Origin of the sequence: Pseudomonas sp. 34 E 7, assembly GCF_900005715.1 — a bacterium.
GTDB lineage: Bacteria > Pseudomonadota > Gammaproteobacteria > Pseudomonadales > Pseudomonadaceae > Aquipseudomonas > Aquipseudomonas orientalis_A.
Genome location: NZ_CVTX01000067.1, coordinates 1 through 9,351 on the forward strand (window position 1 = coordinate 1; position 9,351 = coordinate 9,351).

The 9,351-nt window shown below is 62.7% G+C and carries 12 protein-coding genes; 6 read left to right on the forward strand and 6 right to left on the reverse strand.

Annotated elements, in window-relative coordinates:
• The first annotated feature begins 217 nt into the window (after positions 1-217).
• The 4 genes from BFP96_RS03185 (at position 218) to BFP96_RS03200 (ending at position 2,412) form a co-directional block, all read left to right on the forward strand.
• Positions 218-904: a spermidine synthase gene (locus BFP96_RS03185; protein ID WP_065935558.1), complete on the forward strand. Its 687-nt coding sequence runs from the start codon at positions 218-220 to the stop codon at positions 902-904.
• A 59-nt stretch (positions 905-963) separates the two neighbouring features.
• Positions 964-1,338, forward strand: a complete 375-nt coding sequence (locus tag BFP96_RS03190) for a YajD family HNH nuclease (protein WP_003210675.1) — start codon at positions 964-966, stop codon at positions 1,336-1,338.
• Positions 1,339-1,512: 174 nt separating this feature from the next.
• A complete protein-coding gene (locus BFP96_RS03195; protein WP_003189607.1) occupies positions 1,513-1,980 on the forward strand; it encodes an RNA methyltransferase in 468 nt (155 codons plus the stop codon).
• 81 nt (positions 1,981-2,061) lie between these two features.
• Entirely contained in the window at positions 2,062-2,412 is a 351-nt protein-coding gene (locus BFP96_RS03200) for a YgaP family membrane protein (RefSeq protein ID WP_065935559.1), read from the forward strand.
• A gap of 143 nt (positions 2,413-2,555) precedes the next feature.
• Here the strand turns inward: BFP96_RS03200 and BFP96_RS03205 are convergent, their stop codons facing one another.
• Together BFP96_RS03205 and BFP96_RS03210 are read right to left on the reverse strand one after the other, a co-directional pair.
• On the reverse strand, positions 2,556-3,776 hold the full coding sequence (locus tag BFP96_RS03205; RefSeq protein ID WP_065935560.1) for a hypothetical protein: 1,221 nt from the start codon (positions 3,774-3,776) through the stop codon (positions 2,556-2,558).
• Positions 3,777-3,788: 12 nt separating this feature from the next.
• Complete coding sequence (locus tag BFP96_RS03210; protein WP_003172524.1) at positions 3,789-4,238, reverse strand: YcgN family cysteine cluster protein; 450 nt, start codon at positions 4,236-4,238, stop codon at positions 3,789-3,791.
• A 153-nt stretch (positions 4,239-4,391) separates the two neighbouring features.
• Here BFP96_RS03210 and BFP96_RS03215 point away from each other — a divergent pair, with 153 nt between their 5' ends.
• On the forward strand, positions 4,392-4,976 hold the full coding sequence (locus BFP96_RS03215; RefSeq protein WP_065935561.1) for a nitroreductase family protein: 585 nt from the start codon (positions 4,392-4,394) through the stop codon (positions 4,974-4,976).
• A 176-nt stretch (positions 4,977-5,152) separates the two neighbouring features.
• Here BFP96_RS03215 and BFP96_RS03220 read toward each other — a convergent pair whose 3' ends face one another.
• The 4 genes from BFP96_RS03220 to BFP96_RS03235 form a co-directional block, all read right to left on the reverse strand.
• Entirely contained in the window at positions 5,153-6,085 is a 933-nt protein-coding gene (locus tag BFP96_RS03220; RefSeq protein WP_065935562.1) for a D-2-hydroxyacid dehydrogenase, read from the reverse strand.
• A 107-nt stretch (positions 6,086-6,192) separates the two neighbouring features.
• A complete protein-coding gene (locus BFP96_RS03225) occupies positions 6,193-6,486 on the reverse strand; it encodes a YcgL domain-containing protein (protein ID WP_032888718.1) in 294 nt (97 codons plus the stop codon).
• Complete coding sequence (gene rnd, locus BFP96_RS03230) at positions 6,483-7,616, reverse strand: ribonuclease D (protein ID WP_065935563.1); 1,134 nt, start codon at positions 7,614-7,616, stop codon at positions 6,483-6,485. The genes BFP96_RS03225 and rnd overlap by 4 nt, the downstream gene beginning before the upstream one ends.
• Before the next feature lie 137 nt (positions 7,617-7,753).
• On the reverse strand, positions 7,754-8,353 hold the full coding sequence (locus BFP96_RS03235) for a class I SAM-dependent methyltransferase (RefSeq protein WP_065935564.1): 600 nt from the start codon (positions 8,351-8,353) through the stop codon (positions 7,754-7,756).
• Between the two features lie 168 nt (positions 8,354-8,521).
• On the opposite strand from BFP96_RS03235, the gene BFP96_RS03240 reads away from it, so the two are divergent.
• Positions 8,522-9,295 carry a transporter substrate-binding domain-containing protein gene (locus tag BFP96_RS03240; protein ID WP_065935565.1) on the forward strand — a complete coding sequence of 258 codons (774 nt, stop codon included), beginning with the start codon at positions 8,522-8,524 and terminating at the stop codon, positions 9,293-9,295.
• Positions 9,296-9,351 lie beyond the last annotated feature (56 nt).

Genomic DNA, 9,351 nt, shown 5'->3' on the forward strand with positions numbered 1-9,351 from the left:
GGTACAACGTGGGCGTTGGCGTGCCCGGCGCGCCGGGGGTTGGCGCGGGTGCGACCGGTACGGTTTGCAACTCCTGCGCCTGCGCCGCACCCAATGTGAGCGCGCCAAGCACAATGACCGTTAGAATGCTGCACTTCATCGATGGCTCCATGGCCTGACCGGAATGTCACAAGGCTACTCCCAACCGCGCAAGAATGCCCTTCCCAATGAGATTTCCATGAAACGTTTCGTTCTGCTGGACACCACTCCGATCCCCGACAACGGCGGTGCCTTGTGCCTGTTCGAATACGGTGAGGACTTCGTCATCAAGATCCAGGGCGGTGACGGCGGCCAGTTGATGAACACGCGCATGCACGGTTCCGAAGATGCCCTGGCGGAAATTCCGTGCCGCAAGGTCGCCGGTCGCCCGGGTTCACGGGTGCTGATTGGTGGCCTGGGCATGGGGTTTACCCTGGCTTCGGCGCTCAAGCACCTGGGCAAGAGCGCCGAAGTGGTGGTGGCCGAATTGGTGCCGGGCGTGGTGGAGTGGAACCGTGGGCCGCTCGGCGAAAAGTCCGGCCGCCCTTTGCTCGACCCGCGCACGGTGGTGCGCATGGAAGACGTGGCCAAGGTGCTGCAGGCTGAGCCCCAGGGGTTTGATGCGATCATGCTGGACGTCGATAACGGCCCTGAAGGCCTCACGCAAAAAGCCAACAGCTGGCTGTATTCCACCGGTGGCCTGGCCGCCTGCGCCAAGGCCCTGCGCCCCAAGGGCGTGCTTGCCGTGTGGTCGGCCAGCGCCGACAAACTGTTCAGCGACAAACTGCGCAAGGCCGGTTTCAAGGCCGAAGAAGTGCAGGTGTTTGCCCATGGCAACAAAGGCACGCGACACACCATCTGGATTGCGGAAAAGCTCAAGGGCTAATTGCGCTGTGATTAGCTAGAATCAACCTGTCCGTGACCACCCAATAGCCAGGAGCCATGATGAGCTCGACCAACCCGCCCTCCCACACCGCCAAGCTGGACCGCATCCTTGCCGATGCCCAGCGCGACCGGGAAATGGGCTACCGCGACAAAGCCCTGAAAATGTACCCCCACGTGTGCGGCCGCTGCGCCCGTGAATTCGCCGGCAAGCGCCTGAGCGAACTGACCGTGCACCACCGCAACCACAATCATGACGACAATCCCCAGGATGGCTCCAACTGGGAACTGCTGTGCCTGTACTGCCATGACAACGAGCACTCGCGCTACACCGACCAGCAGTACTTCGGCGAAGGCTCCACCAGCAGCCCGACGATTGCCAAGGCGACACACAACCCGTTTGCGGCGTTGGCGGGGTTGATGAAGAAAGACGACTGAGATCATCGCTGGCTGTACCGGCCTCATCGGGGGCAAGCCCCCTCCCACATTTGGAATGCATTCCCCTGTGGGAGGGCGGTGCGACGATTCGACTTGCCGCCGATAGCGATCGCCCAAGCACCACACTGCCCAAGACCGTATAATCGCGGTTTTTCCTGCAAGGCACCCTTCCCCGTGGGCAATAAACGCTACAGCTGCATCGGTCTGTATAACCCCAAATCCCCGGAAAATGTCGGCTCGGTGATGCGCGCCGCCGGCTGCTACGGCGTGGCTTCGGTGTTCTATACCGGCGTGCGTTACGAGCGCGCGCGAGATTTCATCACCGATACCAAGAAGGTGCATCACGACATTCCGCTGATCGGCATCGATGACCTGAAAAAGATCCTGCCCCTGGGCTGCATCCCCGTCGCCGTGGAACTGGTGGAAGGCGCCCGCCCCCTGCCCGAATACACCCACCCCGACCGCGCGCTGTACATCTTCGGCCCCGAAGACGGCTCGCTGGACAAAGAGATTCGCGACTGGTGCGAGGACGTGGTCTACATCCCGACCACCGGCTGCATGAACCTCGCCGCCACCGTCAACGTGGTGCTCTACGACCGCCTGGCCAAGGGCAATAACACCCGCTCGGGACCCAAATACTGAAAGCCGGGGACGCAAATAGCGGGAACATCCGGCCATCGCCAACAGTCAGCTAATGACACTTATCTTTGTTGGAGACGGATCATGAGCGACAGCAAAACCCTGCGACCTGTGATTGAACACCTGCAGCCGGACGAGCAGCGCCCCCAGAATGTGCACGGCTGGGAACGCATCGGCTCGGTAGCCGGTGGCGTGATGATGGTCGGCAAAGGCCTGCGCCGTGGCGGGCTCTTCGGGCTGATCCAGGTGGCGATTGGCGGCGTGGCGCTGGCACGCGGTTTCACCGGCCACAGCTCGCTCAAGGACAAGCTGGAGCAAGGCCGCCAGGAAATGAACAGCGTACGTACCAAGATCGAGCGAGCGGGCGCGGAGTTGAAGAACTTGAAGACCAAGGCTGAAGTGGCGGCTGAAAAAGCGGTGAAAACCCCGGGCTGAGCCGAGTAATCGGGCCGCTGGAGATTTAAATGTGGGAGGGGGCTTGCCCCCGATAGCGGTGGGTCAGCGCAAGAGTTGCTGGCTGACACTCTGCTATCGGGGGCAAGCCCCCTCCCACATTTGTTTTGTGCAGGGTTTTAAGATTACTGCAGCAGCTTGCTGTCGAGTACGGCGGATGAACCGTCAATGATGCGCTCGGCCAGTCGCACAAAGTCTTTCGTGGTCACGCTGCCCGCGCGCATTACCGCTTGCGCCAGGTCATCCAGCGAGCGCTTGTTATGGGTTTTCACGCGGATCTCGCGGTCCAGTTCCTGCAACACCACCACCGCCCGTGACACTGTTGCGCCGCTGACGTGTTCGCCACGCAGGCTGGTCACAGCCTTGCCCTCCTTGGTCAGGCGCGTCTGTATCGCCTGATACCGCTCATCGGTGATTCCCCCGGCGCGACGCACCAGTTCAATGGCGTAGTACCCGGCCAGGCCTTCGCTGATCCAGTCACTGCTGTCGTGGTCATTGAATCGGGCGATGGCCTGCACCACTTCGCGGATCAACGGGCTGCTGCCGTCTTCACTGATCAGCGGCGTGCGGCTGTTGAGGTAGACCGAGTCACGCGCCGAAAAGGCGCCACGGCGCATCGGGTCGCTGGCGCCCACCACCAAAATTTTGGCCGGGTGGCGCGGGAACGCGGCTTCCACTTGCGGCCACACGAAGGTCAGCAGCGTCAACACATCCATGCGCCGCATGCCCTGGCCCTTGGGCGAGGTCACGGTGACGTCGGTCTGCCCCAGGCGCATGCGCCGGCTGCCCAGGCTACCGGCGAGCATCCAGCCGGTGGGGCGGTCGAACAGGCGGGACACGTTGTCGATGCGGAACTTGTTCTTGCCGATACGCGGCCAGGCGGTCTCGATGCTGTTCCAACCCGGCGGCAGGTCGAAGATCAGGCGCGCGACCAGCTCGACACCCTCCTGCTGGTCCAGCCGTGCGGTGGGCACCAGGTCGTCGCCGCGAAACAGCGCCCAGGCCGGCGTCATGCGCGCTTCGTAGGTGCCGGGTTTGTGCGCGTGGCCCAGACGTACGCGGTAGGTCAGGCTGGCCTTGTCGGCGCTGGGTTGCCAGTGACCCCGACGACCATCGACCTTCCATTGCCCATCGGCCTTGAAATCGCTGTAGTCGCCGTCGCGGCCAAGGTCGAAATCCAGGCTGCGCACCGCAGAGCCCTGGGACAGGCTCACGCGCACCTCGGCCTGATCGCTCTGGGGCAGAAGTTTGACGTGGTAATCCAGGTCGACTTTCCTGGCGCACCACGCCGACGTGCTCAGCGCCAGCAACAGCGCCGATGCCGCCAGCTTGAATCCCACCTTCATACGCACTCCTGGTTAACCCGCGCGGAAGATCAGGTAATCCTCCCAGTCGTCCTCTGGCACGCTGCCTTCGCTGAGCATGCGCCCGGACTGGGAAATGCGTTCGTGGTGCACGGCGTCGCGGTCGCCGCAGACCAGGTGGTGCCACAATGGCAAATCCTTGCGCTCGCTGACCAGGCGATAACCGCAGGTGGGCGGCAGCCACTTGAACTGGTCGGCCTGCCCGGGCGTGAGCTGGATGCAGTCCGGCACCGACGCCCGACGATTAGGGTAGTCGGTGCACTGGCAGGTTTTCAGGTCCAGCAGTTTGCAGGCGATGCGCGTGTAATAGACGCTGTTGTCGTCTTCATCCTCAAGCTTTTGCAGGCAGCACAGGCCACAGCCGTCGCACAGCGATTCCCATTCCTCCTGGTCGAGGTGTTCGAGGGTTTTGCGTATCCAGAAAGGTTCGACTTTGGCGGCCATGGCTCTGCATCAGTATCGGTAGGTTCAAAGGCCGCCAGTCTAGTGCCCAAGTCCCTTGGGGCCAAGCGCTTGCGACTGGCGGTGTAACAACGCTTGTCAGTCCAGGAGTTGCGCAGTAGTTTTGAGCGCCGAATTGACGATCAGGAACTGCTCATGACCCGTGTTGCCGACTATCCGATCCACACCCAGTTCACCGAACGCTGGTCGCCTCGCGCCTTCACCGGCGAGAGCATCTCCCAGGAAACCCTGCTGAGCTTCTTCGAGGCGGCGCGCTGGGCACCTTCGGCCTACAATTCGCAGCCCTGGCGCTTTCTCTACGCCCGCCGCGACACGCCGGACTGGGAGCGCTTCCTGGGTTTGCTCAATGAGTTCAACCGGGGCTGGGCGCAGCATGCGTCGGCACTGGTGATCATCGCCTCGAAGACCGACTTTATCGCCCCCGGCGCCACGGAAGAAACCCCGGCCCTGTGGCACACCTTCGACACCGGCGCCGCCTGGGCTCACCTGGCCTTGCAAGCCAGCCTCGCCGGCTGGCACACCCATGGCATGGCCGGCTTCGATCAGGACCTGACCCGCCAGGCGCTGAAGATCCCCGCAGGCTATGCGCTGCACGCCGCCGTGGCAGTGGGCAAGCTGGGCGACAAGTCGAGCCTGCCCGAGTACCTGCAAGGCCGCGAAGCGCCAAGCCCGCGCAAGCCGCTGAGCGAGCTGGTTTCGGAAGGTGACTTCACTCTCTGAGTTATGCGCAGAACCCATGAATGCCGGTCTGTAGGAGCGAGCTTGCTCGCGAAAAACGTCAACGATAACGCGTGCTTTCTGCATGAACGCGGTGCCTATGAGTTTTTCGCGAGCAAGCTCGCTCCTACAGGCTGGCATTAGGGCTTGCCCCTCCCACATTTTTTTACCGTGTCGTATCAGTAGCCGCGCTCGAAATCCACTTCCCCGCGCAGGGCTTGTTTAGCCTGGTACGCACGCACGTTCTGCACAAACAACTCCACCATCATTGCCGGCGAGGTCGGGGCCGAGCTGTGCCCGGTCAACAACAAGCCCCACGCCGTCCAGAACGGGTGGCGTTGCGGCAGCGGCTCCTGGCGACAGACGTCGATCACCGCTCCGGCCAGGTGTCCCTCTTTGAGGGCTTCGACCAGATCGGCATCCACCACCGCCACGCCGCGCCCGACGTTGATGAACAAGGCGGTCGGCTTGAATTGCTTGAACAGTGCGGCGTCGTACAGGTCATGGGTGTAAGGGGTATTGGGCAGCAGGTTGATCACATAATCCACCTCTCCCACCAGCCGGCCCAATTGATCGAGCCCGGCGACTTCGATAAACGGCGCCTGCTCGCGGGCCTGGCTGGCGATGCCATACAGCTTGACGCCAAATGGCAGCAGGAACTGCGCCACACGCTGGCCAATGTCGCCGGTGCCGACCACCAGCACCTTGCGCCCCGCCAGGCTCTGGCCCTGGCGGCTGTCCCACTTGCGCTCGACCTGGCTGACCAGCCGCGCCAGCACTTCACGCTCGTGGCCGAGCATGTAGGTCAGGACGAATTCGGCCATGACCTGGCCAAAGATGCCGACCGCGCGGGTCAGGCGATAATCACGCGGCAGGCCTTCGGCCAACAGGGGCGTAATGCCAGCCCAGGTCGACTGCAACCATTGCGGATGATGGCCCTGGCGCAACAGCGTCGCCAGCAGGTCCGGCTGGCCCAGCCATACCGGGGAATCGGCGGCCAGGCGCGAGAGTTCGGCCGAGTCGCCGCTGGTCAGTACCTCAAGGTCAGGCGCGGCTTCGCGAAGCAATTGGGCGTAGAGCGGGTGATCCTGTTCAGCAATCAGAACACGCATGGTTCAAACCTTTCAAAAACAGTGCTGACGGCCGCCCGCATCCTTACGGCCACCGTCCTCTAATACAATTCCATTCAAGCCTGCGCCCTGAGACGGGCGTTGATCGATTACATCGGGTCGTTGCGGCGCAGCAGCTCTTCAGGCAGGTGCTCGATGTACTCGTCCTCGGCGGGCGGCATTTGCAGGTGATAGCCCTGCTTGTCGAGGTTTTCCAGGACCACGACGATGTCCTCGCGCGACAGTTTGCGCTCGGGTGTCAGCACCATGTCGAAGGCGTGATGCGGCTTGCCGAAGGCGACCATCAACGGCTCCGGCACCCGCTCCAGGGCGTCGCTCTTGAGCACATAGAGGTACATGCCGTCTTTTTTCAGGCTGCGATAAATCGAGCAAATACGTTTCAAGGCTGTTCTCCGGCATTGGCCAGGCTGTCGAGCAGCGCCTGGCCCATCAACTCGCGACGCCAGCCACGCAGCGAATCGGGTAATTGGTAAGGCCCATCGGGATAGCCACTTTTGACCAGGGCTTCGAGGGTTTTCTTGCGCAGCATCAGTTCCGGCGCCATGTCCAGGCGCTCGGCGAACGTCTGGCCCAGGGCGCGCAGTTGCTTGATCAGCGCGGCGGCGTCGACCGGCAGCGGTTCAGGCACGGCAGGCGGCCATTGGTCCATGGGCACGCTGCCCGCACGCTTGATCAGGTCGAGCAGGAACTGGCCGTCCTGACGCACGGTGCGCGGGTGCATGTCTTCGATCTTGCCCAGGGCGGCGAGGTTATCCGGCTGGGATTTGGCCAGGGGCCATAACGAGTGCTCACGCACGATGCGGTTGCGCGGCAGGTCACGGGCGCGGGCTTGCTGCTCGCGCCAGGCGCACAGTTCACGCAATACGGCGAGCTGGGCGCGGGACAGCTTCCACGCCAGCTTGGCGTCGCGGTACACCTCGTACGGGTCGACTTCGCGGCGCAGGTTGGCCACCAGTTCGGCGCCGTCTTCCAGTACCCAGGCGTATTTGTCATCGCTCAATTGCGGGCGCAGGCGGATGTAGACTTCGGCCAGGTGCACGGCGTCCTCGGCGGCATAGCTCACCTGGGTTTCGGACAAGGGCCGCTGCAGCCAGTCCGAGCGCGTCTCGCCCTTGGGCAGGTCGATATCGAGCACCGCCTGCACCAGCCGCGAGTACCCCATGGAGAACCCGAGGTTCAGGTAAGCCGCAGCCAACTGGGTGTCGAACAATGGCGCCGGCAGGCTGCCGGTCAGGCGCAACAGCACTTCCAGGTCTTCGCTGCAGGCATGTACCACCTTGATCACGCCCGGGTTTTCCAGCAAGGCGGCCAAGGGTTGCCAGTTGTCGATGGTCAGGGGATCGATCAGATACGCGCGCACGCCATCACCGATCTGGATCAGCCCGGCAATGGGGTAGAAGGTGTCGACCCGCATGAATTCGGTGTCGAGGGCGACGAATGGCAACTGCTGCCATTGGGCGCAATGCTGGCCGAGGCTATCGTTGTCGCAGATCCAGTGAATATCGATGGCCACACGGCTCTCCCTTGAAGAATGGCGCGCAGTATATATCGCGAAAGGGACTTGCGAGCATCCGCAGTGCACAGGCAACCGCGAAAACTCAGACAGAAGAGGAAGAATAATCCGACAGGCGGAAGCTATCCCCTCTGAAGCTATCCCCTCTTACGCAGTACGTAGACACACCACAGTTTGGAGCCGGGCAGGAACTCCCGCTGATTCAAGACTTTGAAGCCGGCCTGGCGAAACTCCTCCTCAACCGGGATACGCGCGTCCACGGACACAATCACCGTGTCGCGGCTGACTCGGTGGAATTCCCGTAGCAAGGCCAGGCGCACCTCGTTATCGGGCGCATGGCGAAACAACTCCAGGCAGAAGATGCAATCCACCGCATTCGCCGACAGACCAATGGAAAACGCTGAGCCCGGGAATGTCTTGACGCGTTTGAGCAACGCCGCCGAGTGATGGGTGCGGGCGTGGTCGAGCATGTCCTGGGAAGGGTCCGAGGCCAGGATCACCCGATTGACGTGCTCAGCCAGCACCGGCCAGAACCGCCCGGAGCCGCAGGCCAGGTCGAGGATCAATCCGGGCTCCCCGGCGACCTTCAACGCATGGCGCACCAACCGTGCATCGCGCCACGCGGCCAGACGCTGCAACAGCCCGGGCGGATCGGTATCACCACAGACCCTGGCATGCTCACGGTCATAGCGCTCGGTGAATTCGGTCTCGATGGAGGATGGAGGTTGTGGCGACATCGCGGGCTCATGGTGGACAAAACGGAAGTAAAACGACCTTGATCGGCAGCTTAACCACTGCAACGTGAAAAAAAGGTCGAAAGCCGCAACGCCGTCAATCCCGCACCTTGCCACCCTGCCCCGCGCTGGAAATAATGTGCGCCCGACCTGCCCCAAGGACTCGACCGCATGAAAGCTCCTCTAGCCCTGTGTGTACTGGCGAGCGTGGCCACCACCGCCCTGGCCGATACCAGCCCGTCACGCCTGGACGAGGTCATCGAGCGTGGCACGCTGACGGTGTGCACCACCGGCGACTACATGCCCTACACCTCGCTGCGTGCCGATGGCCGCTACCAGGGCATTGATATCGCCATGGCCGAGTCCCTGGCCAAGAGCCTCAACGCGACGGTCACCTGGGTGCCGACCACCTGGAAAACCCTGATGCCGGACTTGCTGGCCCAACGCTGCGACATCGCCGTCGGCGGGATTTCGGTGTCACTGGAGCGCCAGAAAAAAGCCTTCTTCAGCCAGCCGCTCGGTGTCGACGGCAAGATCCCCCTGGTACGTTGCGCCGACGTGCAGCGCTACCAGAGCGTCGAGCAAATCAACCAGCCCCAGGTTCGGGTGATCGAACCGGCGGGCGGCACCAATGAAGCGTTTGCCCGCGCCCAGCTGGGCAAGGCGCAGATACGCCTGCACGACAACGTGAGCATTTTTGACGAACTGCTGGCGGGCAAGGCCGACGTGATGATCACCGACGCCAGCGAAGCGCGTTACCAGCAAAAGCAAAAACCGGGACTGTGCGCGGTCAACCCCGATCGGCAGATGCAGTACAGCCAGAAAGCCTTCCTGCTGCCGCGCGATGATGTGGCCTGGAAAAGCTACGTCGACCAATGGTTGCACTTGAGCGTGGCGACCGGCGTGTATGACGGCATTGTCAGTCAGTGGCTGGCGGCGCCTTGATCAACTCGACAAAGGCCGCGCACGCGGCGCTGCGATAGGCGCCCCTGCGGCTGAGC